This window comes from Enterococcus sp. DIV0086, from assembly GCF_050498705.1.
Taxonomy (GTDB): Bacteria; Bacillota; Bacilli; order Lactobacillales; family Enterococcaceae; genus Enterococcus; species Enterococcus faecalis.
Map to the genome: position 1 here is coordinate 1022546 of NZ_JBNIDN010000001.1, position 24048 is coordinate 1046593.

General features: G+C 33.4%; 20 protein-coding genes and 2 pseudogenes. 20 read left to right on the top strand and 2 right to left on the bottom strand.

All coding sequences use genetic code 11. The features are described from left to right. Positions 1-395 precede the first annotated feature (395 nt). The 20 genes and pseudogenes from IGI63_RS04780 (at position 396) to IGI63_RS04875 (ending at position 20322) form a co-directional block, all read left to right on the top strand. The gene (locus IGI63_RS04780; RefSeq protein WP_002359767.1) at positions 396-1175 is read left to right on the top strand and encodes an SDR family oxidoreductase; all 780 of its coding nucleotides are present in this window, start codon (positions 396-398) and stop codon (positions 1173-1175) included. 85 nt (positions 1176-1260) lie between these two features. Continuing rightward, positions 1261-1863, top strand: coding sequence for a YczE/YyaS/YitT family protein (locus tag IGI63_RS04785; RefSeq protein WP_002382778.1), 603 nt, complete (start codon positions 1261-1263; stop codon positions 1861-1863). A gap of 534 nt (positions 1864-2397) precedes the next feature. Beyond that, on the top strand, positions 2398-2661 hold the full coding sequence (locus IGI63_RS04790; RefSeq protein WP_429975407.1) for an SMEK domain-containing protein: 264 nt from the start codon (positions 2398-2400) through the stop codon (positions 2659-2661). 427 nt (positions 2662-3088) lie between these two features. Further along, a pseudogene (locus IGI63_RS04795) lies at positions 3089-3382 on the top strand (ABC-three component system protein); the annotation flags it as partial. Then, positions 3369-3598: pseudogene (locus IGI63_RS04800) on the top strand (ABC-three component system middle component 6). The pseudogenes IGI63_RS04795 and IGI63_RS04800, both read left to right, overlap by 14 nt. Then, a complete protein-coding gene (locus IGI63_RS04805; protein ID WP_429975408.1) occupies positions 3589-4791 on the top strand; it encodes a hypothetical protein in 1203 nt (400 codons plus the stop codon). The pseudogene IGI63_RS04800 and the gene IGI63_RS04805 overlap by 10 nt, the downstream one beginning before the upstream one ends. 179 nt (positions 4792-4970) lie before the next feature. Next, positions 4971-5315 carry a DUF2326 domain-containing protein gene (locus IGI63_RS04810; RefSeq protein WP_429975980.1) on the top strand — a complete coding sequence of 115 codons (345 nt, stop codon included), beginning with the start codon at positions 4971-4973 and terminating at the stop codon, positions 5313-5315. Between the two features lie 133 nt (positions 5316-5448). Then, complete coding sequence (locus tag IGI63_RS04815; protein ID WP_429975409.1) at positions 5449-8142, top strand: SpaA isopeptide-forming pilin-related protein; 2694 nt, start codon at positions 5449-5451, stop codon at positions 8140-8142. A 59-nt stretch (positions 8143-8201) separates the two neighbouring features. Further along, complete coding sequence (locus tag IGI63_RS04820) at positions 8202-8522, top strand: hypothetical protein (protein ID WP_429975410.1); 321 nt, start codon at positions 8202-8204, stop codon at positions 8520-8522. A 15-nt stretch (positions 8523-8537) separates the two neighbouring features. After that, positions 8538-8936 carry a DUF961 family protein gene (locus tag IGI63_RS04825; protein ID WP_429975981.1) on the top strand — a complete coding sequence of 133 codons (399 nt, stop codon included), beginning with the start codon at positions 8538-8540 and terminating at the stop codon, positions 8934-8936. A gap of 16 nt (positions 8937-8952) precedes the next feature. Further along, positions 8953-10383, top strand: coding sequence for an FtsK/SpoIIIE domain-containing protein (locus IGI63_RS04830; RefSeq protein ID WP_429975411.1), 1431 nt, complete (start codon positions 8953-8955; stop codon positions 10381-10383). Positions 10384-10764: 381 nt separating this feature from the next. Next, on the top strand, positions 10765-12066 hold the full coding sequence (locus IGI63_RS04835) for a replication initiation factor domain-containing protein (RefSeq protein WP_429975412.1): 1302 nt from the start codon (positions 10765-10767) through the stop codon (positions 12064-12066). A 13-nt stretch (positions 12067-12079) separates the two neighbouring features. Continuing rightward, positions 12080-12565, top strand: a complete 486-nt coding sequence (locus tag IGI63_RS04840; RefSeq protein WP_429975413.1) for an antirestriction protein ArdA — start codon at positions 12080-12082, stop codon at positions 12563-12565. Next, positions 12562-12936 (top strand): hypothetical protein, encoded by a 375-nt coding sequence (locus tag IGI63_RS04845; protein ID WP_429975414.1) that lies wholly within the window; start codon positions 12562-12564, stop codon positions 12934-12936. The genes IGI63_RS04840 and IGI63_RS04845 overlap by 4 nt, the downstream gene beginning before the upstream one ends. A gap of 4 nt (positions 12937-12940) precedes the next feature. Further along, entirely contained in the window at positions 12941-13960 is a 1020-nt protein-coding gene (locus tag IGI63_RS04850; protein WP_429975415.1) for a conjugal transfer protein, read from the top strand. Beyond that, entirely contained in the window at positions 13961-14299 is a 339-nt protein-coding gene (locus IGI63_RS04855) for a TcpD family membrane protein (protein ID WP_142667489.1), read from the top strand. It begins immediately after the preceding gene. 2 nt (positions 14300-14301) lie between these two features. Further along, on the top strand, positions 14302-14991 hold the full coding sequence (locus tag IGI63_RS04860; protein ID WP_429975416.1) for a TcpE family conjugal transfer membrane protein: 690 nt from the start codon (positions 14302-14304) through the stop codon (positions 14989-14991). Between the two features lie 14 nt (positions 14992-15005). Further along, positions 15006-17528, top strand: coding sequence for an ATP-binding protein (locus IGI63_RS04865; RefSeq protein ID WP_429975417.1), 2523 nt, complete (start codon positions 15006-15008; stop codon positions 17526-17528). A 12-nt stretch (positions 17529-17540) separates the two neighbouring features. After that, on the top strand, positions 17541-19310 hold the full coding sequence (locus IGI63_RS04870) for a CD3337/EF1877 family mobilome membrane protein (RefSeq protein ID WP_429975418.1): 1770 nt from the start codon (positions 17541-17543) through the stop codon (positions 19308-19310). After that, positions 19297-20322 (top strand): lysozyme family protein, encoded by a 1026-nt coding sequence (locus IGI63_RS04875; RefSeq protein ID WP_429975419.1) that lies wholly within the window; start codon positions 19297-19299, stop codon positions 20320-20322. The genes IGI63_RS04870 and IGI63_RS04875 overlap by 14 nt, the downstream gene beginning before the upstream one ends. A gap of 58 nt (positions 20323-20380) precedes the next feature. On the opposite strand, the gene IGI63_RS04880 is transcribed toward IGI63_RS04875, so the two are convergent. Then, a complete protein-coding gene (locus tag IGI63_RS04880; protein ID WP_429975420.1) occupies positions 20381-23593 on the bottom strand; it encodes a hypothetical protein in 3213 nt (1070 codons plus the stop codon). A gap of 43 nt (positions 23594-23636) precedes the next feature. Continuing rightward, positions 23637-24041: a hypothetical protein gene (locus IGI63_RS04885; protein WP_429975421.1), complete on the bottom strand. Its 405-nt coding sequence runs from the start codon at positions 24039-24041 to the stop codon at positions 23637-23639. Between the last annotated feature and the right edge of the window lie 7 nt (positions 24042-24048).

Genomic DNA, 24048 nt, shown 5'->3' on the forward strand with positions numbered 1-24048 from the left:
TCACTGACGTTCAGTGCTTTTTATTATTACATGGGAAAGTCTCGTAAAACTTGCTCTGTTCCCTTCCCGATAAACCAGTGCAACTGTTTACTGAGAACAGTCGCCACTGTTAGTGAACAAATCTTTCCTTATGTAAGACAAGTTTTATTTTAGCATATTCACTCATAAATAACCATTGGACTTGACCACTTCGCCTAGATATTTTGTGTTTTTTTAGAAAACTCTATAAATGAGAGGAATTGATTACTACGCCCAGTATTTTTTTTAAGACCTTCAACAATAGTAGCTAACTTTAGAGCCTAAACTTTTCCGACAGTTTGTCGTATTTTATCAACACGCTGATTGACATGTGCTACCATGAAAGTATTAATAGTAATTTTAGGGGGAATGAATCAATGTATGGAGAATTACATGGTAAAGTGGCCGTTGTCACTGGTGCAGCTACGGGTTTAGGATTATTTATTACTCTGCGTTATATCTTAGAGGGCATGAATGTTGTTGCTGACTATGTCGGTGAGCTGCCTAAAGAATTTGAAGATGTCCAAGCCAAGCACGCAGATCGCGTAAAATTCGTGAAGGCTGATGTCTCTAATGAAGAAGATATTAAAGCGTTAGCTGAAACCGCTTTAAAAGAGTTTGGTCATGTTGACATTTGGGTAAATAACGCCGGTGTGGAGGCTTCTTTTCCGACAATTGATATGCCATTAAAAGAATGGCAACGTGTCATTGATGTCAATTTAAACGGTGTCTTTTTGGGTTCTAGAGAAGCACTCCGAATATTTAGAGATCAAAAAATCAAAGGGTCAATCATTAATATGTCCTCCGTTCACCAAAGAATTCCTTGGCCAACGTTCGCCCACTATGCGGCAAGTAAAGGCGCAACCGAAATGTTCACGAAAACAATCGCTTTGGAATATGCGGAATATGGTATTCGTGCCAACTGTATTGCACCTGGAGCGATTAACACACCTATTAATGCTGAAAAATTTTCCGATCCCGAACAGTTAAAACAAACAACGAGCATGGTTCCTATGGGCATTATTGGTAAACCAAATCAAGTAGCTGCTGCGGCCGCTTGGTTAGCTTCTGATGAATCCTCATACGTAACCGGAACAACACTCTTTGTAGATGGTGGGATGTCTCTATACCCTTCGTTCCAACACGGAGCTGGTTAAAAAGTAGTCTGCAACAAAAATTCTCTATGAATTTTTGTTGCAGACTTTGTACTATCACACACAAAATCTATTCAGGAGGCTTATCATGAAACTAGTCAAAAATGTTCTTTTAATTTTAATTGGTTTAGTTATTATCGGGATTGGCGCATCCACTTTAAGAGTGGCAGGTTTAGGAGTTGATCCTTTCACTGCTATGAATATCGGACTTTCTTCAATGTTTGGTATGCAATTAGGCATTTTTCAAATTATTGTCAATGCGTTTATTCTATTCTATGTCTATTTAAAAAACAAAAAAGCCATTGGTCTAGGAACTATTTTAAATATGCTTTTAGTAGGGATTTTGATTCAACAGATTTCTACTTGGCTTCAACCTTACGCCAATAGTTTAGGAGGCTCAACAATTGGCAAACTACTTTCTTTATTCGTCGGTGTCCTGATTTTTACATTTGGCTGCGCCTTATACATGGCTACAGATCAAGGTGAATCCCCCTATGATGCGATTGCGCCAACCATCTGTCAACAAACCAACAAACCTTACGCTTCTGTTCGAAAAGCACAAGATTTGTTGGTCCTATTAATTGGCTTTATTGCTGGTGGTCCAATTGGGATTGGTACAATTATTTGTGCATTTGGTGCTGGCCCACTTATTAGTTTTTGGAACAAGTTACTTCAACCTTTAGTAAAATAATTTTTTAACTAAAATATAAGAAAAAGCGATGACTCCATAGAGATTTTCTTCTCGAGTCATCGCTTTTTTATTTGTACTTTCTTTGAAGAAGCATGATTAGTATGTTTCTTGTTTGGCTTTCCGTTGTTATTTTGGTTGATTATTTTGTTGGTAGAGTAAAAAACTAGCCGACAGAGCCTTCCAGCAAAAGGTTAGCTTTTCTAAGAGCTTCTGATAAGCTCTTATCGTTGGTATAACAGCATTCTACTTTTTCAGTGAATACTGCAAAATTCTAGTAATTTTTTCCAATTGTAGTTAGTTTTGATTTAGTTTTAAACTGTTTTAACTAGAAAAATATGGATATTTTGGATAAGCTTAGTAAGAAAATTGCGAGTTAGAACGAATACTAATTACCCCTAGTCTCTTATATTTAAATATATCATGCTGTTTAGCATATAAAAATGTTAAAGAATCTAATATACCAAAGTATTCCTTGTTCCACACTCTGTTCATGCTGTATAATGGAAAGAAAATAAACGTAAAGAAAGTTGGGGAATGATGAATCGACAATTCTATTATAATTATATCTCAGAAAAAATTGAAATTCTTGCCCAACGGATTAAAACCAATGGTAAATTGAATTTATTAGACTTAAATGTACATTCTGAAGTTTTTTTCTGTGGAGTACTAAATAATTTGTATGGTTATACTCTAAAAACTGCTAATAATCAAACAGCAAACGCAGAAGCAATAGACTTAATTGATGACAATTCAAAAATTGTAATACAGGTTACTTCAAACAAAAAGAAAAAAAGGTAGAGCAAACATTAGATAAAGACACTACAAAAGATTATGCTAAAAAATTATACTCTCTTAAATTTCTTTTTATAGCAGATGATGCTAAAAATTTACGTACTCAGACATTCAATAACATACACCAAATCACATTTATTCCAGAATTTGATATTTTAGACAAAATCACAATACTAAGAGATGTCTATTCTTGTAATATTGACATACTCGTGAGTTTACATGACTTTGTAAAAAAAGAACTCGGAGAAACTCCTAGTAATAATAAAACTAATTCTAACTTAGCAAGTGTTTTGAATATTCTAGCAGAAAAAGACTTAAATAAACCAGACTTAAGCACAAAATTAAATGAGTACAATATTGACCAAAAAATCACCTTCAATGATTTAGGCGCCATAAAAACTTCTACAATAAATGACAAAAAAAGTACTATGGCACTTTGGATCGTATATATAAAGAATTTGATATTCAAGGAAAAAATAAGACTCTTTCTGTGTTTAACAAACTAACCTCATTTTATGAACAAGAAATATTAAATACAAACATTTCAAATGTTGAAAAATTTTTTAACATTATTTCGAGCACAGTTAACTATATCGAACAAAGTAAAAATTATATCTCTATACCAAAAGATGAGTTAGAACTTTGTGCTCGTATTATTGTCGTGGATGCTTTTATTAGATGCAAAATTTTTGAGAATCCTGGGGGGTACGCTCATGTTACTACCTAAAGATATTAACCCAGAAAATAGCATCTACTACTATGGAAGTTTGGTTTTAAAGCGTCTCATGTCTATTCCTCATGGAGAGGAAGATATTATTAATCTTTATCACTTTGTAAAGACTAATAATATATCCATTACTTCTTTTCCCTAACTCTTGATTGGTTATATCTAGTCGGTGCAGTAAAAATAAATGATGAAGGTAAGGTGATATTATGTTCCTAAAAAAAATGATTATTTCGTCATCATCTGGTGAGATACGTAATATTCCCTTCCATTTAGGTACCAATTTAATTGTTGATGAGACCATTAAATTAGCAGATACAGATACAGGCAATAATGTAGGAAAAACCACTGTACTAAAGCTAATAGATTTTTGCTTAGGCGGTAAACCTGAATTAATTTATAAAGATACAGAATCTAAAAAAATTTTTGAAAATGTAAAATCTTTTTTGGAGAACGAAAAGGTTATCATTACTCTTATTCTAATTAAAGATTTCACTAACCCTGATTCTCAAACTATTACTATTCGGAGAAATTTTTTAAGTAGAAATAAAAAACTTATGGAGATTAATGGTACAAATCTTATTGGTTCTAGCGGGAAGGAATTTGAAGAACAACTTGATTTGCTTTTAATTGGCAAACGAGAAGATTCCAAACCAACAATGAGACAAATTTTAGCACATAATATTCGTCACACTGACGTCCGAATCAATAATACTTTAAGAATGGTAAACAACTATACTTCATTACCAGAATATGAAACATTATTTCTATTTATGTTTGGAATTCAAATTCCAAATAGAGCTGTTTATCTAAAAAAATTAAAAATAGAAAATGACTTCAAAAATAGATTAGTTAAAAATCAAGGAAAAAATGAAATAGAATTACAATTGTCCTTAGTGAATGATAAATTAAACTTATTAAACAACCAAAAATCAAAACTAAATATTAATGAAAACTATGAAAACGATTTGTATCAACTTAATGTTATCAAATACCAGATTAGTAGAATTAGCTCTGAGATTAGTGAATTAACTTTACGTAAAGATTTAATTTTAGAAACACAAAGCGAGTTAGAATCAGATATTTCGTCAATTGATCTCAATGCACTAAAAGAAGTATACTCACAAGCTACTAATTTAATTGGTGAAATTCAAAAATCATTTGAAGATCTTGTTGAATATCATAACAAGATGATTATAGAAAAAATCAGATTTATCATTCAGGATATTCCAGAAATTGAGGAAGAGTTAATAAAACTCAAATCTGAACTTAACTCTTTGCTAGCCAAAGAAAAAGAATTGACTTTAAAAATATCTAGTAGCGACACTTTTAAAGATTTAGAAAAAATAATTGAAGATTTAAATTCAAATTCCCAAAAAAGGGGGAATTTGAAAAACTTCTATCTCAAATAGTTGAAGTTGAAAAAAATATTGCTCAATTAGATGAAGACATCGAAAGTATTGATAAAGACATTTTTTCTGAAGATTTTAAGCAAAAAATCCATAATCAATTAGTTAAATTTAATAGATTTTTTTCTGCGGTCTCAACTGAACTATATGGAGAAGAGTATGGGATTACATTTGATAAGGTTATAGATAAAAAATCAAAAAAACCTATATATTCTTTTAACTCATTTAACGATAATGATAGTTCTGGAAAAAAACAAGGAGAAATAATTTGCTTTGATTTAGCTTATATTCTTTTTGCTCGTGAGGAAAACATACCTGCTGTTGATTTCATTTTAAACGATAAAAAAGAGCTAATGCATGATAATCAACTTATTAAAGTAGCCGAATATGCAAAAAAAGAAAATATTCAATTAGTCTTTTCTATTTTGAAAGATAAACTTCCAAAAGAATTAAACACAGATGATAATATAATACTCCGACTATCCCAAGAAGAAAAATTATTTAAAATAGAAGAATTTAATAAATAGTATCACTTTAAGACATTTCAAAAAAAGAAATGTCTTTTTTTTTAAGGAGTTGAACCAATACCCTTGTCTCCCTCAATCAGAAGTCCCTCTCTTAAACTAAAAAACAAAAATAATTCAAGGAGGAAAAGAAATAATGACAATTAAATATAAAAAGCACAAACTAGCCAGCTATCTCGCATTGATAGTAATCATGGCTAGTTTTTTTGTAACTCCTATCACTGCTCTTGCTGCTACCGTCAACTACACAAGAATTGCTGATTACGTTTCTACTTGGTATTTAGCGAATCCTGCTGGTCTTCATTGGACCGACAACGGCGTTCACATGATTAAAGCAGAGGGCGAACCTGCCTTTTGTATTGAACATGGTACCATTTTGAACGGCGGTTCTGGTTTTGATCCATCTGAACTCACTATTGCTGAAAAAGACCGTTTGTCTCTGATCGCTTATTATGGTTATAAAATGAATCCTACAAGTGAAAACTATGGTATTACTCAAAATCTAATTTGGGAATCATTCGGCGATCAGCTACTATCTACCACTCTTCCCAACTATCAAAATCGGAAAAATGAAATTCTAGCAAAAGTGAATGCACACAATACAAAACCTTCATTCAACAATCAGACCATTACATTAAATGTTGGCGATACAATCACACTTAATGATACAAACGGTGTTTTAAGTAAGTACGGCAATCTAGCTAGCAATTCTGCTAATCTACAACTAAATAAATCCGGAAACCAATTGAAGTTAACCGCAACCAATTCATCAAAAGAAACAGGAAAATTACAGTACAATATCGCAAATGCGAATGATGTAGGTACAAGTTTTGTTTTCAACAAACTCAATGAACAAAAAGTAGCAACTTTCAAATTATCTAATGCTGGCTCCTTTCAATTAAACATCAAAGTAAATTTAAACGGTAATGTCAAATTGAAAAAAATAGATGAGGATACTGGACAACCTGTCCCCAATACAAAAATGAAATTTGAGTTTAACGGACAATCCAAAGAAATTGTCACTGATACGAATGGGTTAGCTCAAATGAATGACTTAAAAGCTGGCACCAAAATAAAAATCACAGAAGTAACTGCCAACAATGGCTTTGTAAATAAAGGCGAATCGAAAGAAATGACGATTGAACCTAATAAAACAATTGAAGTAGTATTTGGAAATAAAGCCCAACAAGGATTGCTGCACCTGAAGAAAACAGGACAAAAAGCTTCTAGTATTACAGTAAAAGATTCAGACTACGGAAAGCTTCATGAAATCACTTTCGATTATGTTCCTCTGGCAGATGTAACTTTCACCATCAAAGCTCGTGAAGATATTAAAGTAGGCAATTATGTTCATGCAAAAAAAGGAAGTGCCGTTGCCACTGTTCAAACAGATAAAAATGGTGAACTGATGAATATGCCAAAACTATATCTCGGAAAATATGAAGCCATTGAAACAGCTGCGCCTGCTGGCTATTTGATGAATACCACCCCGCTTCCTTTTGAATTCACGTATGAAGGACAAAATGTTGAACTTGTATCTCAATCTATTGAAGCAAAAAACGATTTCCAACAACTAAAGATCACTCTTCATAAAAACGAAGAACAGATTCAGGAGTGGAAAGAAAATAAACCAATTATAGAAGAGATCAAAGCCAACGACAAAATATTCGGTCTGTTTACTAATCAAGAATTTACAATGACAGATAAAACCGTGCTGCCTGCTGATTCTCTACTAGGATTTGGCACAGTAAAAGATGGTAGGCTTACGTTCCCTACGCAACAATTAATGGAAGGAAATTATTACGTTCAAGAATTAGATGCGGGTGAAAATCATAATATTGATACTAGACGTCATGATTTTGAGTTTACAGCAGCTGACCACGAATCCGAGAAAGTAATCGACATTTATGCTGCTAAAGAAAACTCAGAGGATGAACCTTTACCACTTCTAAATAAGCTTCACTTCAATCAATTTTCACTAAAAAAAGTAAATGAAGAAGCCACTTTAAAAGAAAAAAATAGCTATGATTTTGCTTTTACAGGAAATGGAAAAGGCACTATTTTCACTTTAGAAAATGAGGAGAAAGAAGTGATTCAAACCGTCACTGTAGATGAACAATCTCTTGCTACCTTTACCAATATCCCTGTGGGAACATTCTATTTGAAAGAAAAACAACCAGCTTCTGAACAGTATGTCCTATCTCCTGAGACCTATCAAATCGTCTCTACTCTAAAAGGAATTCAAGCCTATGACAGTAAAGGAACTCTACTTAGTGAAATTCTTAATGAGGAGAAGAAAGAAGAAAATCCAAACAAGCAATTAACGAATGAAACTACCCCAACTGAGGAACCACAAACCGATCAAGAGCTACTTCTACTGCTGGAGATTAAAAATCATTTAGTCAAAGGGATTGCTGAACTAACAAAAACGGACGTGTCCAATGGAAAAGAACTGCCAGATACAGGCGTTCGTATTCTTGATAAAGATAAAAAAATCATCATTGAAGGAAAGACGGATCATCAAGGTCGTTTTAGTTTTGAAAACTTACCACGAGGCGTTTATTATTTCCAAGAATATGAAGCCCCTACTGGCTATCAAATAGACGAAACGCCGATTAAGTTTGAAATTCAAGAGGATGGTGAAATTGTCAAATGTTCCATGACAAATGAAATGATTCCAAGTAAAAAAGAAACTTCTGTAACAGGAAACTTACCACAAACTGGTGAAGTTGCTTCTTTTGCAGGAATTATTTTAGGTAGCTTATTGTTAGCTGGAGTTGCTGGTTATTCCCTCTACAATAAAAAGAAAAAGCATCACAACGATAATTAGAAAAAACGGAGGCAGTTCTATGTCTCTTTTTTATTATAAAAAAGAAAGAAGGAAAAAAGATGTCCAATCGTGTCACAAGCATTGTCTTAAAGGACAAGCAATTAGGAAATAAAATCAAAGCAACCGTTAAAGAAGAACGAGAAATTTATGTTGAGGGGAAACGAATCCCTTGTCGCATTTTTACAGCCTCCTCTGCGCTTCATCCTGACTTTGAAATAATCGTTCCAAATTTACGAAACTCCCTACGTTTTGAAGGTCGTAAAGAAGTAGAGCTGCGTGAAGTTACACTTGTCCCTGGTGCCAAACGAAATAATATTGGAACAGCCAGTCGTTCACTTGAATTACAAATTTTTGCTAAACAGCTACTAACATTAAACTAGAAAAGGGGAAAAATGATGAGTTTAAAATTTGAAGACAATATTGTAAAAGATTTTGATACACGAAGAACATTTGGAAAATTATTCTATTTGAATAGCCAAAAAATTTATGAAACAGATACAGAAGGCAACCGAACAGATTTTGTTCGTGAACAACGCATTACTGTCTATTCCGAAGCTAAAAATGACCAAATTGATATTACTGTTCCTGAAACTGTTGATACTACAGCATTCTCTTATGATGATGAAGTAGAGCTTACAGGAGAAGTCACTGCACTTGCTTGGCTTTCTTCTTATACTGGTTATAATGATTCCATTCAGTCAGAACAAGCCTTCAAAATCCGAGCAGAATCCCTAAAAAAGGTAGAATTAGCCAATGTAAAGCAACCTAAAGGAGAACAAAATCCTAAAAACTAATTGAATGGAGGCAACTATGAACACATTCTTTCATTATCGTGGGCGTAGAATTCGTCCTCTGCATCTATCTATTTATCGTACCTACCTTCTACTAGCTTGGTTCCCTTTTCTATTATTTGCTGGTTACTATAGCTACCTTTTTATCTATCCGTTTATACAGATAATGCAACAAAGACAAATATTTGATTGGTTTGCCCTCTTAGTTCCCATTGGAGGGCTTTTTTTAATACTCTTCTTGCCGTTGTTACTTTTGTCCATGATTCGTAGATTTTCCTTTTTAAAGGGTGGTTTCTTCTATCGAGTTTACCAACGACAAATGTTAGCTCGTCTCTTAAAAAGTAATGGATTGTATGAAAAGAAGGAACGGAAATCAAAAGAACAGCCAACTGAAAAAATGATTTTTCCAAAAGTCTATTACCGCAATACCAAGGAAATTCTTTATTTAACGGTTCCCACAGATGGAATGAAATGGCATGATCGCTTTCAAAAAATTGCAAAGACCTTTGAAGAAATGTACATTGCTGACTTTATCGAAGAACAAAAGGAAATGGGCTTCACCACCTATTTATTAATGATTGATGTGATCAGTAAGCGGATTGGAATTGAAGATTGTATCGTAACAAATGGACAAGTCAAACTCATGGATGGCGTTATATGGGACTATGCCGAAGTGCCTCACATGTTAGTAACTGGCGGCACTGGCGGCGGAAAGTCTTACTTTCTCCTCACCTTAATTCATACGCTCATTCAAGTTGGAACAGTTGATGTATGTGATCCAAAAGAAGCAGATTTAAAAGATTTAGAAAGTCTACATCTATTTAAAAACCACGTATTTTACGGAACAAAGTGGATTACGAAATGCTTAAAGAATGCTGTAGAAGAAATGAATCGACGTTATGTTTATATGAAGGCTCTTCCTAGCTATACAACAGGGAAAAACTTTTCATACTATGGTATTCCTCCCTATTTCATTATTGTTGATGAATGGGCGGCTTTTTTTGGTACCTTATCTTATAAAGAACAGGATGAAATTCTGCGATATGTAAAGGAACTTGTTCTAAAAGCACGACAAGCAGGTGTTTTTCTCATTTTAGCAACCCAACGTCCTGATGCAGATAACTTTGGTGGCGGTGTACGTGATAATCTTTTATTTCGAGTTAGCTTAGGAAAGCTATCAGAGCAAGGATATTACATGACGTTTGGATCGGATCAAAAAGGAAAAGCGTTCATCAATAAACGAATGAAAGGCAGAGGCTACTGTGATAGTGGTTCTGGTGTTCCTAGAGAATTTTACGCTCCACTCGTTCCGAAAAAATATGATTTTTTAGCAGAACTTAAACAGATAGGCACTATGCAAACATTAAATATAAAAGAACTATTGCAGGACATGACTACTGAGGAAATTAATGAAGCACATTCAGCTTTTGGTCTTTCACAAAAAAATTAGAGTGAGATAAACCCCACTATATCAATGAAAAAAGGGAAAGGAAAAGTTTTATCTTTCGTTGTCCTTTTTGCGTTGCCTCAGCGGATGGAAGAAGCTGATATGAATCGCTTCGTTTTATGAACAAGGTTTCCTTGTGAAAGCCGCACACTTTGGTGTGTGGCGGTAGAACGAAAAGGAATAGGCAGGTTTCCTGACTATGACTGTGCGTGGTTAGGGCGAGCAGCGCTCGCTCTAACCTGTTACCCCCGCTTAATAACATGGGGGTAACTTTTTACAAGAAAGACAAATTGGTTATCAAAATTCCTTATTAATAAAGCTTTTCTTTAAGAACAAAGCTGTAAACAATTTTCATTTATTTTGTGAACACAAGGCAGGTGACCCATGAATAATCAAGAAATAAAAATTTTACGAAAGCGGCTTCAATTAACACAACAGCAATTTGCCGAAAAGCTTGATTGGAGTAAATCATACCTCTCTATGATTGAAACTGGTAAACGAACGATCACAAAAAAATCCATAGAAAAAATACGCAAAACATTCCATTTGGACGGTGGCTTTCTACCCATGGAAGCAAAAATTGATTTTCTTCGTGTTCGATTCAAAATCCACTCCCCTTCTCAAGTAATTGAGAAGATATTACAAATGAATCCAGATGTCTTCATCTACAAAAATTATGGCTTTAATCATTATACCGAAAGCTATTGTTTCAGTGACATCTTTGTTTTCTCAAATCCAGAAAACCTAGATATGGGAGTGATGATTGAACTGCGTGGACAAGGCTGTCGAGAATATGAATTGGTACTAGAAGAACAAGAAGAAACTTGGACGACATTCTTTTGGCGGCTTTATCAATCGAATATTTTTGGTGAAGGTCTAATAATTGACACCAAAATTACACGAATTGATTTGGCTCTGGATGAACATCTATCTCTTCTTTATCCCAATTATGACTTATTTGAATTGAAAGAAAAAGTTGAACAAGGATTAGTCGATACCACTTTTCGCAATTTTGATTTTACAGGAGGAATTGTTGTGAAGAATGGACAACAGCTCAACAAAGGACTCTCTCTTTACTTTGGTTCCAGACAGTCCCCATTTTATTTAAACTTTTACCAAAAAGATTATGAACTAGCAAAAAAAGAAGAAATCTCTGTTGAAATGGCTCGTCAAAAATATGGCATTAAAAATCGTTATGAAATCCGTTTAGCTGACGAAAAAGCTTATCTCTTTGTTGAGTATTTACTTTCTACAGGAGAAACAATTGAATGGATCGTTAAAGAATTAATCGATACTGCCATTAAAGTATATGATTGTGACTCAAATGGACTGCGCACTCATTACAGCCAAAATTGGCGCATGGTCATTGAAAGCATGCAAGAATTACGGTTGACCATGAAGGGTGAAAAACCAAATTATGATAAAGCGTTACGCTGGCTCTCAAACTATCTTGCTCCTACGCTAAAGAAAATTTGGATTATGGATCAAACATTTGGCAAAAACGAGTTAATGTCTAGAATTCAGCAAGCAGAGCTAAAAGAAAAAGATCAAGAAGAGCTGGCAATGCTTACAACAACAATAAAAGAATTATTGATACAAGAAGAAACTCAAACAACTACTTCATCTTCTGTAACTGTTACACAAGAAGAAGTAGAACAACTATTAGCACAATTTTTATTTAATTGAGAGGTGAAAAAACATGATTGAATTATATATCGAAAATCTTCATACCCATAAAGGGAGATGGTTTGAACTACCTATTGATTGGGAAGAAATCAAAGAAAAAATTGAATTGGACGATGGGCAGGAACATTTAATAACAGACTACATGGCACCATTTACCCTTTCTCACTATGAAAATTTTAATGAAATGAATGAAGTTGCAGAACAACTGGATGAACACAGTGGAAATCCAGCAATTCACTATTTAGGGGAACTTGTTGAATACGGATTTTTCAACGATATTTTAGATGCATTTGAACAAATTGATGAAATTCAAGTCTACTCTGACTGTTACTCCTATAAAGATTATGCAGAACAATTAGTGGATGATCTTGGCTATTTATCTGGTGTTCCTGATTTAATCAAGTGGAATGTTGACTATGAGGGGATTGGTGAAGATTTACGCCAAGATGGACGCCTCTATCAAGCAAACGACAATACTATTATTGAGGTATTGTCATGAATCAGGAATATCTCAAAGACGAACTCAAAAAATATGGCTTTTTCTATTTAGGAGGACAAATTCCTGAAAGACAAGCTCGGCAATTTCTCACTGTAAAAAAACTAACTCAACGAGAAAATCTGGTTTTTATTCCTAAAAAAGAAGTCTGTTTTGAACGAATTCTTTCTAACCACACCAGTCTTTATATTGAAGGACTAGAGCATTATAGCGATTCCGGCGTTTATCTTGGTTATTCGTATGATTTTTACAAAGCTACCTATCTATTTAGTTCTCAGCCTAGTCGTTTAAAAATTTATGGTACTCAGCTTTCTGCAAAGGAACTCCTTTATTTATTAAAGGGGTTCCCTTTTTTAATAATCTCAAAGGAGTAATTCAATGAAATTTATCAAAGAGAAAAAGAATCATCCCCCAGCTTTACCAAAAGAAGAAAAAGCCGCTAGTATCCGAACGACTCGTACCTTCTTTTTAATCCTAATGCTTTTTTTAATCAGTAGTGGTCCCTTTGCCTTTGTTAAATCTACCCAAATGCAAAGTCTTATTCGCAAAGAACAAATCTCATTAACCGAAACGATTCAGAAAGAATTAGCAAAAAATACAAACACACCCGTTGCATCAGAATTGTATAAACAGTTTCTACAACCTTTCATCACAGCTTACATTACTATTCCTACCGAGCAGCAAGCATTTGAAAAACGTTTTAATTCACTCCAAGAGACCTATTTCATGATAACTCTAGAAGAAGAAAAAAATACAGGGACTGAACGAAAACTACTCTCTTCTGATTTTTATAATCTAATCAGTGAAAATGGACAATTAGTGGCTCAATACCGTATTGCTTATGAAATCAATGCTCCAGTTACAAAAGAACGTGATGTAAAGAAAAAGGAAGGTGATAAAGAAGTAGTTATCAAAGAAAAATATATTGATTACGAAAAAATTGAAAATCGTGTGTTGTTAAATATCCCTTTTGTGCAATTAAAAAATCAATCGTTTAAAGTGACTGCCTATCCATATTTTACTCTTGAACCTTCACTAACTTCAAAAAATGGGCAATCAAAAATGCCTGATATTTCTCAGTACCAACAAGTCAATAACAAAGAAGAAAAAACGGTGATCAGTTTCATCCAGTCATTCCTTGATAAATATGTATCTGCTTCATTGGAAGATATGGCATTTATGATGAAAGAACCAGAAATTCTAACAGGTAATTATCAGATAAGCAATAGCCAAATTAAACCCTTCTTCAAAGACAAACAACTCTTTGCTTTTGTTACATTTGATGTTATTGATGGTGAAACAAAAATAGGACACAAGGAAACCATGACTTTATTGTTGAAGCAACGAGAAAACACTTATTTTATTGAAACCATTCATCATTATTTAGGAGGAATTTAAATGAAACAAAAGAAAATTGTCCGATCTCCTCAGCAAAGACAACTACTAACTGTCAAACTCACAACACTATTCAGCAGCCTTTTATTCTTTTTCGCTCTATCTCCTGTCGCTTATGCTGATGCAAATGCTAAAGAAGCCAGTAACTATATCTTGAATGACTGGATTGCACCAATTTTTGGGGTAGTTGTTGTTTATTTAGTCATCAAAGAATTTCTAAATTCAAAATGGATTCAAGGTTTTGCAATCCTCTTTTTTGGCGGTATCATTTACGCTGTTATTAAAGACCCTACAGGCGTTCTTAATTCACTTTCTAATCTAAAAAGCTACTTTGGGTTATAGTCATGAATATAGAAAAACAGATATTAGACTATAGAGAGCCCTTCAATGCGCCCTATATGATCAGAGAAATTGCCAAAAATGTCCACTTACCTTTTGTCGTTTATGCACAGGACTTCACTGTTGCAACAGTCAGTTTTACGATTGTGTTTAGCGCTCTCTTGATATTTTTTGGAATGAATCAATTAGTCGTCATGATTTCTCTGGCGATTCCTTATGGGTTAGTACAACTATTTAACCGAGTTGAGCCAGATGGAAAGAGAGCGGATATTTTTTTGAAAGATTATATTCTCTATCTTCTGACCTTTGCATTTTGGCATAGATCGCTTTATCATGAACAACTTCACTCATTTAAACAAGAAAAAGTAATTTATAATCGTTGTACTGTTGAACAGCTTTCCACAAAAAAAGAAGGAGAAGCAAAAATGAATACATTAGATGTTGACCAATTGAAACAAGAAATAAAAGATAGTGTTGTTCCAGAACTAATCCATGAATTTGAATCCTTAAAGGCAAGAGAAGAAGGTATCTATGAATTGTTTGAAACAGATGATGAAGTATTGCTAATGAAGAAAACACTCTTTCGACAATTTACAGACGGAGTTATCCCGATGTCAGAAATTCCTAAATTAAAGGAACACTATCAGTCATTAATCAAGCAATCCGTTCGTAAACGAATCACTAGATTATTATAGAAAGGTGGAAAAAAATGAAGTTTAAACAGCCATTTCATAAGGTTTATCATAATTTATTGCTTACTACAGAAAATGAAGTTTGGGCATATTTTACTTGTCCTAGCGACTATGTTATTGGTCAAAATAAAGAAATTCAAGAAAAGCATAAACAAAAATGGAATCAATTTTTACAAAGCTTACGCCGTTTTGAGGACTTTGAACTATTTCTAAATCCGCATTCTTACAATCTTAGTGAGCGACTAGCAGCTTTCTCCGAAAATTTTGATAAACAAGCAAAATTAATGGGTGATAGTTTAGTTGATCGAACACTTTCCGAATTAGAAACTCAACTTCGAGTTCTCACAACAGAAAAATTTTATATTGGGGTTAAACTTTCTAGTTTATCTTCTGCAACAACCGTAAAAGGAAAAGCGATGGAAGTCGTTGACTATTACGCAGGAAAGTTATTATCCCTGAACCACTATCACCTAACTGTTGATGAAGATTTTTTAAAACGATACCGTTCAATAGAATCAGAAATTTTTCAACTTGTTGGAACGGTTAATGGGCGTAGACTTACTGAACAAGAAGTGCTACAAGCCTGTCGTTATTCCTATGTACGTGGAATGAAGACTTCCTTTGATCTTGATTTTGTAGAAAACAGCAGCTATTCATTAACAGATACTATTCTTGATCCTACAGAAGAACAAGGCTTATTAAAGCTAAGAAGCTCAGAAGGAACTAGCTACATTGCTCTGCTTCCTATTCATAAATTCGCCCCCAACTTGGCATTCAATCATATAGCAGAAGTGGTGCAAAGTCTCCCCTTTCCAGTAGAATTCCGACTCAAAGGGCATTTTGAACCCTTAAAAGGTGGTAGAGGATTAAAAGGAAAGTCTTCTCGTGCTGCCAAGCGATTAAAAAATAGTGCAAAAGAAACGGTTTCTATGGGCGATTCCGAAATGAAATCCAGCCGCTTTAACCGTTATGCTTTGACTGACCTAAACAATAAAATAGATTTAAGAGTCCCTGTCATTAAATGGCTGGGACTTTTTGGTGTCTTTGGACAAACACCAGAAGAATGTCGCAGTCGGATTCGTACCATCATTTCTTTATGCCAATCTCGAAATGTTGAAATAGTCAAAGGCTTAGCCGATCAAGTGTTTCTCTTCCATCAATTTTTAGCTGGTAACAAACTAGGTCCTGAAAAAAATTGGCTTCACTATACAACAGTCGAAGGCATCAGTGAAATGTTATTGAGTGTTGAAAATCGGATTGGTGATAACGTAGGAATTCCTATTGGTATGGTCTCGGAATTGAAAAACACTCGAAACTTAACACCAAAAGAAGTGGCAAAAACAAGCCGAAAACCCATTTTCTTTAATCCATCTATCGGGAACCAAAATGATATCGCCGATAAAAAAGCCAATAGTCCACACATTGCCATCACTGGACCCACTGGAAACGGAAAATCCTACTTAGCAAAGTTTATTTTCTTCCTTTCAGTTTTAATGAATGGAAAAGGATTATACGTTGACCCTAAATCTGAGTTCTTTGATTGGATTATGGAGGTTATCAATCATCCGCTTTATCAAGAAAAGTATCCCGACACTTGTGCTTTCATTCAACAGCACTTCCACCAAGTGAGACTTGATCCAAATAAAACCAGTAACAAAGGCGTTCTTGACCCCTTCTGTTTTATTCCTAATCGAGTAGCTGCAAAAGACATGGCGCAAGACTTATTTGAAGAGCTTTATGATTTTACTAGTGCTAGAGAGAAAAAATCAAGATTGGCAATGCTAGAAGGAATCGAAACTGTATTAACAAGAAGAGATCAAGGCGAACGAATAGGCTTACTTCATGTAGTTGACTTCATGCTGGAAAGTCCACATGAGGAGGTACGAGATACAGCCAGTTTAATCAAGAAATCAGTACAAGGTTCTATTTTAGAATTAGCTTTTAGTTATGGCGAAAATGAAGGACTAAATCTTACGAACAAGGTGACTATCTTAGAAGTTTTGGGGTTAGAAATGCCTCGTGCAGAAACACTGAGCAGTGATTACAGTGCTACACAAAGAAAATCGGTCATGTTGATGATGTCTATTGGAAAATTCTGTGAACTTTTCGGCTTACGTGACCGAGAAGAAAGCACCGTTGTTCTATTTGATGAAAGTTGGATTTTTAATTCTTCTAAAAACGGTCGTGCGATTATCAAATCCATGCGCAGAGTTGGTCGAAGTTTTAACAATACCCTGATTATTGTCACTCAATCGGTTAAAGATACAGCCGAAGAAGATGATACAGGCAACTTTGGACGAATTTTTGCATACGATGACAAAGATGAACGAGAAGATATTCTTCGTCATTTAGGATTAGAAATCACTAATGAGAATATTGAGTGGTTAAAAAACCTACCAAAATATCATTGCCTTTATTTAGATTTACGAGGACGTGTTGGCAAAATGCTTGTCTACTGTCCTTATGAAGAAATCCATCAAATGCTGCAAACGGTCAAAAAAAATACAAGTGCAGATGTGGAAACGACCTTTAGCGCTTAGAAAGGAGCTGCTATGTTACTAAAAGATTTATTTGATATTGACAGTTTCCAATCCTTTTTTGAAAAAGGCGGCTGGTTTAGCATCAATGAAAATTTACAAAGTGTGCTAAATGCGTTGCTCAATATTGCCTTTGGCTTAATCAAATACCTTGTTCTGGCATTAGATTATGTGATAGACAAACTCTTTAGTTTAAATTTATTAGAAGGAGTATTACCAGATTTATTCTCCACTACTGGTGCTATTTACAACAAATTATTCAGTGTTGTAGGGATTCTCCTTTTTACATTTGTGATTGTCATTTCAGTGAAGGATTTTTTTGAAAAAGGAATCAGCAAGGCATTAATCCGTTTTGGTATTTTCACCTTAATCTATGTGGGCAGTATGACATTTTTTGCTGATGGTGCCAACAAAGTTCAAGAAGTGAATACCCTCTCTCAAAATGTTCAAGGACAGTTAGTTGATTTAACAAGTGGCAGTCTCACGAAAAACACTGGCAATATCTCAGAAAATTTACTTGGATCAAATCAACAACTAGACGGAACAAGTAATATCCGAAATCTCATTTTTGATGAATTTGTTATTAAACCTTATGCTTTACTAAACTTTGGAAAAACAGACGTAACAAAAGAGCAATTTGAATCTTATCTTGTTAAAAGTGGTGAAACATTTGACCAAAAAAAGACAGATGAAATTGCTGATAAAATAAAAAAAGACTCCGAAAAAAATTCTTATCTCACCTCAGATCGTATGACCGAAAAAGTTGCTGTTTTATTAAATACATTTATTATGCTAATCGTGATTGGAACGGCTGTACTAATTATCGGAGTTGCAAACATTTTAATCCAGCTATTAATTTACGGCATCCTCTTTCTCTTTCCTTCACTACTCTTTTTAGCTTTGATTCCAAATATGCACCATCTGTTAAAAAATGGCTTCATGTTACTAGGGACACTGTTTGCTTCAAAAATAGGGATTGGATTCGGTTTTGGTCTCTTGTTCTCTATTTTAAATTTGTTAGATTCCTTTTTTGTTGTCACAAACATTGTTACTATGATTGTGGGACTGTTTGTCAAAGTTTTGTTGGGACTATTCATCTGGAAGAATAAAGGTCAGATTGTTCGTTCATTGACGAAAGGTAAAGCAGCGTTAAAAGACTTTTCTTTCAATCCCAAACAAGCTATTCAAGAAAGGCAACAACAACGAGCACAAAAAGAAGATCAGCAAAATCGCTATGCTGAACAAGACTATAAAACACAAACCGCAGAAAATGATTACCTTCGATCAGGTATAGAGCTAGATCACGCTTATCGTCAAAATGAACTACAGGATAATTTATTAGTGCAAGCTGGGGAGGAAGAAACTTCTCTTCATCAAACGACAATGCCTTTTGATAAACAATCAATGGAGTCCAAAGAAGAACCACTCCCTACAGATACTTTTGATGTAAACGACTCAAAAGAATCATTTAACTATCCTGTTGAGAACACTCCTGGTTCTGTCTCAAATACAGAGCCATTACTCACTGAAACCGCATTACCTACAGAAGAGGTTGATGATAATTTGCTTAACCCAAATGCGTTGACAGAAGAAACAGAAATACCTGTTGAATCAATCATTGAAACAAGCAATGTAAAGGACGACTCATCAGAAACAGAGCCTCACCTCCCTTCTCCAGTTACAGAACAAGAAGCTCAGCAACTGGAAAAAGAAATCAGTCATCTAAGGCAAGAAACCTATACTACGCCAGAATTTAGTGAGGAACAAGCCTATGAAAATGCGTAAGTTATTTCCATTGCTTATTGTGGGCTTCTTTTTCATTTTTTTTATGCTCGTTGCTGGCAGTAGTTCTTCTACTACAAACACAGCCTCCGAAGAAGGACAAAACCTTCCAGAAGCAGTGCTTCGTTGGAAAGATAAAATCACAAAGGAAGCAATTAAAAATGAAATTTCCGAAGCTATTCCTTATTTATTAGGAATCATTATGGCAGAATCAGGTGGAAATTCAGAAAAATATCCCGATATCATGCAATGTTCCGAAAGCCAAGGAAAGCCACCAAATTCAATTCAAGATCCAAACGAATCTATTGAGGTTGGCGTAAAATATTTTGCAGATATGTGGAAAGAGCATCGTGATTACGATGTTTTAAATATTGTGCAAGCTTATAACTTTGGAGGTGGCTTCTTAAGTCACTCAGGTAAAAGTTATTCTCTGGATAATGCGATTCAATTCTCAAAAACTCAAGCAGGTGGAAAAACAGTCACTTACACTAATCCTATAGCTATCAGCTTAGGCTATGATTATCGTTATGCGTATGGCAATATGTTTTATGCTCAAATAGTTAAGCAATACATCACTTCTACTTCCAACAACAATAGCCAAGGGAATTCAGCTATTGTAAAAGCAGCACTTAAAGAATTGGATGAAGGAACACATGAGGGTGGAACGAAATATTGGCAATGGTATGGCTTTAATGGACGTGTTGAATGGTGTGCTATTTTTGTTTGTTATAATGCTGAAAAAGCTGGTGTCAAAATGGAACGTTTCGCTTATTGCCCAACAGGTATTGAAAATTTTAAAGCTAAAAACCAATGGCTTGGGAAAGGAAGTTTGCCTAAAAGTGGCAATATCGTCTTTTTTGATTGGGATGGTGATTCTGTCAGCGACCATGTAGGAATCGTGGAGAAAGTAGAAAATGAAGTTGTTCACACAATTGAGGGGAATTCAGGAGACAAAATTGCTAAACTAAGTTATGAAAAAAATAGCCCTTATATTGTGGGATATGGGACACCTTAAAATGTTTACTCAAAGAAATTCTGCCAAAAATTTTTTGGCAGAATTTTAAAATTATACTTTATTGCACTTTATACTTGATTATAACTTTATCGGAGTTAATTTCATATTCGATAAGTTTTTTTTCATTTAGTAATTTTACTATAGCCAAAAAGTCCACTGAAATGGTTCTTTGTCCCTTATGATTAGAAATTAGAGATACAATTTTTTCGGCTTCTTTCTTATTGAATCTCAACTCATTCAACATCCTGCTAACTTCATTTTCAAATTCACTGACTGAGATTTGAATATCTAAAGCTTTCAAGTAATTAACTATTAAATCTATTGAATAATCTTTTCCTGCTCTACTATCATTTAATAATAATGAGATACCTTCTCTCCGTTTCTCAACATCATCAATCTTTCTTAGTATTTTAACGACTTCATCAGTATTCCAACCTAGCATCTCAGAATAAATTTCATTTTTCTTTTCTTCAAGTAGATATAAAAGCACTTCCGAATCGCATAATAAAATATTGTTGAAAGAGTACTCAACTTTATCATGTTTAAACAAGATAATGAGTTTTTCTTTTGAGGTAATATGCCCAATGCTTTCTAACCGATCATCATACAATGCTATATATTTTTCAAATATTTCGATTTGAATCGCATCATTTTGGAGAATTCCAATATAAATTTTTGATTCAATTTCTTCATTTTGGTTAAATAAGTTTTGATCTTTATAAAATACTTCAAAATCAAACTCTTCATTTCCGAAGATACTATCAATCAGCTCAAATTGTGTCTCACCTTCTTCGATAAGCGATTCATAAACAAAAAGAATATTTTTATATGAATGTTCATATAATTTAACATGCTTGGACATTCTCTTGACTTTATCAAAACTTAATTCCAAATCTTCTAATGACGGGAAAATAACTGGATTAAATAAAATAATAAATTGAATAACATTTTCAAATTCACTCTCATCACAGCTTCTAAGCCATTTAAACAAAAAGGCCTCATCCCATTTGTTTGATAAATTTAGGTATAATTCACCATTTTCTTTGATAAATTCTCTTAGTTTAGTACTATTTTGTATGAGGTATTCTATATATACTTCATATTTATTTATAGATTGGGACTCAAATTTTCGACGAAGAAATGTAATATTTTCATATGAAAATTCATAATAGTTATGTTCGTAAATAAACATTAAGAAATCTGAATCACTAATAGTTGAAAGTTTTTCCACTTTAATATCATCAATCAATTGATAAGATCGTTTTACTATATCAGTACTTTCATCATCAAAAATTGGAATGAAGCTACTAATATCATTATTGAGAGTGGTCAACCATTCACGATTATCAAAATTTTCGTTCCTAAAAATTAACCCTTCATATTTCTTTAGAATAGGATTGAGCAAACTTTTATATCCCATTTTAACTTTATTTAATATATAGCTAAGCGTTGATGATGTCGACAAATTAGCTAAGCTTTGTTCTATCAATATCAGGTAAAGGAATTCTTTGAATTCAGTGCCCACAAGAGGAACAGTATTTGTTATCGAAATTTGTTTTAATATATCTTCAATAGTATCATTTTCAATACTTTCAAAATTATGGTTCAGCCATTTTATTAATTTTTCTAAGGCTTTTTTATTCTTTAATTCATTAATATTTTTTAGAATAAAATCGAGTTTATCCATTCCATTTTCAAAATTAAAATCCAAAAAAGTTTGTAAAAAGCTCGGATGATTAACTGCATTTATTTTTAACTGAGTAGTTTTATCAGAAAGTAAGTCTTTATTATACATCCATTCAAGCATAAACACGTTCAAACCATTAGACTCAACAATTTTTTCTAACTTCATCTTTGAGAGTATCGTATCAAAATCATACAGTGCTAATGTAAAAAAATTCGTTTGAGCATCGTATAGGTTGAAACTTTTAATAAACATTGCATCGTTAACCTCAAGGTAATTACTTGAGATATACATATTATAGTCATTTACATCTAAGATACCTTCACGTATCCCCAGTTGAATATAATCAATATCCAAGAATTCTTTAATTGAGAAGTTTGGTTTATTAGGATCCGATACTCTAACATTTTCAACGTCTTTGATAATTCTTAAAATGAGATTATTATTCTCCTGATAGTATGAAGAAATAATTTCTGAAACACTTTTGTAGGTTGATGGGGATTTACTTCCTCTTTGTTTTCTATATTCCTCCGCAGAGAAAAGATATTCCATTTGAAGATCAGAAAAATGTTCTAGAACCTCTTTTAAATATACTTCAGTAAGACCATACCTACTGCTACATACCTGCAAAGTTGAGTGTAGTTCAATTATAGTAGAAAAATTAGCTTCATCTTTTATACGTTCCCATACGTTTGAAAGCATCTGGATGTTTATTTCATAATTTTCACTTTTTCTCTTCACAAATAGTACGGTACGCGAGAGAAATTCATCTTTTCGATTGTTTTCAAGTAGTTCATACTCTTCATTTCTATCATATAGCCTCGCTATAGACTCGAAATCTGCAAATATCTCATGAATCAAATCATAAAAATTGTAGAATCTACTTTTAAGAATGGCATAGTAAAACAGTTTTAAATCTTGAAAACCTTCTTTTTCATGGTGCATATCTTTCATAATCTGATAGTCATTAACAACATCAATTAAGATGCGAGGTGAGTTTATATACTGAGAAATCATAAATAAATCTTCATCTACCATGTTGTTGCTATCAAGAATATGTGGGAAATGTTTTTTTATAAATTCGTAACTATTTTGATTGTCCATTACTGGAGTAACGTTTACTACAAAATCGAAAAATTTAGTTACTCGACTTTTAAAATCCGATTGGTATATTTTTCTAATGTTTACCTCATCGTTCCTAGAGTACTCAGAGAATAAACTGTTTCCTACTGCATAGATAAACTTATATGAATTTTCTTCATCATTTCCATTGAGTAAATTATTTACTTCACGAAGTTGTTGAAATATTTTTAAATTCTCATATCTATCAATATCTTCAATAATCAATAATAAATTCTTTTTCTCTCTTTTTAACAAATATATCAAATACTCTAAATAATCAAACTCTTCACTTGCAATGATTTCTGTAGATTTAGCTAGTTCTGCATCTATTGCCGAAGTAATATTGAATTTATTTATTTTAAAACCTGATAATAGCTTTGGGTATAAGTACATTACAAAAAGAATGAAAATTACAATCAAGCTAAAATATTTTAGTAGCCTAAAAAGTTCAATTGGAATGCCCAATAAAAGTATGTTCTTTAAAAATGGTATTTGAGAGATCAAACCTCTATTTGTAAAAAACAACTAGAATGGAAAAAAGAAATCCTAAAATAGCTCCGAATGTCTTCAAATTCAAATGTAACCCTTTAAACTTCAGGATATTATATTCTAAGTCTTTTTTGGGGTTTTGGACAATCTGTTTAATTATGTTTTTCAAAAGAACTAAACTATCTGTTACATCATCCTCTAGAGTAAGTAATGATACATTGATAATGTCATACTCATTTTTTTTAATTTCATTATCTACATATGTTCCAATTATTGTACTCTTTCCGGTACCATAGTCTCCGATAACACCAATATTATTTATTCCATTCTCAACATTAAAACAAAAATCTAATGCTTCTTTGTACGTGTCATAATTTTTTATATCAGCCTTTTTCTCTTTAGGTTTCAATGAAAAAAATTGCATTTTCTCA

Excerpts from the sequence above, each read along its gene's own strand:
- IGI63_RS04780 (WP_002359767.1), top strand. The coding sequence starts at position 396 with ATGTATGGAGAATTACATGGTAAAGTGGCCGTTGTCACTGGTGCAGCT.
- IGI63_RS04785 (WP_002382778.1), top strand. The coding sequence starts at position 1,261 with ATGAAACTAGTCAAAAATGTTCTTTTAATTTTAATTGGTTTAGTTATT.
- IGI63_RS04790 (WP_429975407.1), top strand. The coding sequence starts at position 2,398 with ATGATGAATCGACAATTCTATTATAATTATATCTCAGAAAAAATTGAA.
- IGI63_RS04805 (WP_429975408.1), top strand. The coding sequence starts at position 3,589 with ATGTTCCTAAAAAAAATGATTATTTCGTCATCATCTGGTGAGATACGT.
- IGI63_RS04815 (WP_429975409.1), top strand. The coding sequence starts at position 5,449 with ATGACAATTAAATATAAAAAGCACAAACTAGCCAGCTATCTCGCATTG.
- IGI63_RS04820 (WP_429975410.1), top strand. The coding sequence starts at position 8,202 with ATGTCCAATCGTGTCACAAGCATTGTCTTAAAGGACAAGCAATTAGGA.
- IGI63_RS04825 (WP_429975981.1), top strand. The coding sequence starts at position 8,538 with ATGAGTTTAAAATTTGAAGACAATATTGTAAAAGATTTTGATACACGA.
- IGI63_RS04830 (WP_429975411.1), top strand. The coding sequence starts at position 8,953 with ATGAACACATTCTTTCATTATCGTGGGCGTAGAATTCGTCCTCTGCAT.
- IGI63_RS04835 (WP_429975412.1), top strand. The coding sequence starts at position 10,765 with ATGAATAATCAAGAAATAAAAATTTTACGAAAGCGGCTTCAATTAACA.
- IGI63_RS04840 (WP_429975413.1), top strand. The coding sequence starts at position 12,080 with ATGATTGAATTATATATCGAAAATCTTCATACCCATAAAGGGAGATGG.
- IGI63_RS04845 (WP_429975414.1), top strand. The coding sequence starts at position 12,562 with ATGAATCAGGAATATCTCAAAGACGAACTCAAAAAATATGGCTTTTTC.
- IGI63_RS04850 (WP_429975415.1), top strand. The coding sequence starts at position 12,941 with ATGAAATTTATCAAAGAGAAAAAGAATCATCCCCCAGCTTTACCAAAA.
- IGI63_RS04855 (WP_142667489.1), top strand. The coding sequence starts at position 13,961 with ATGAAACAAAAGAAAATTGTCCGATCTCCTCAGCAAAGACAACTACTA.
- IGI63_RS04860 (WP_429975416.1), top strand. The coding sequence starts at position 14,302 with ATGAATATAGAAAAACAGATATTAGACTATAGAGAGCCCTTCAATGCG.
- IGI63_RS04865 (WP_429975417.1), top strand. The coding sequence starts at position 15,006 with ATGAAGTTTAAACAGCCATTTCATAAGGTTTATCATAATTTATTGCTT.
- IGI63_RS04870 (WP_429975418.1), top strand. The coding sequence starts at position 17,541 with ATGTTACTAAAAGATTTATTTGATATTGACAGTTTCCAATCCTTTTTT.
- IGI63_RS04875 (WP_429975419.1), top strand. The coding sequence starts at position 19,297 with ATGAAAATGCGTAAGTTATTTCCATTGCTTATTGTGGGCTTCTTTTTC.
- IGI63_RS04885 (WP_429975421.1), bottom strand. The coding sequence starts at position 24,041 with ATGCAATTTTTTTCATTGAAACCTAAAGAGAAAAAGGCTGATATAAAA.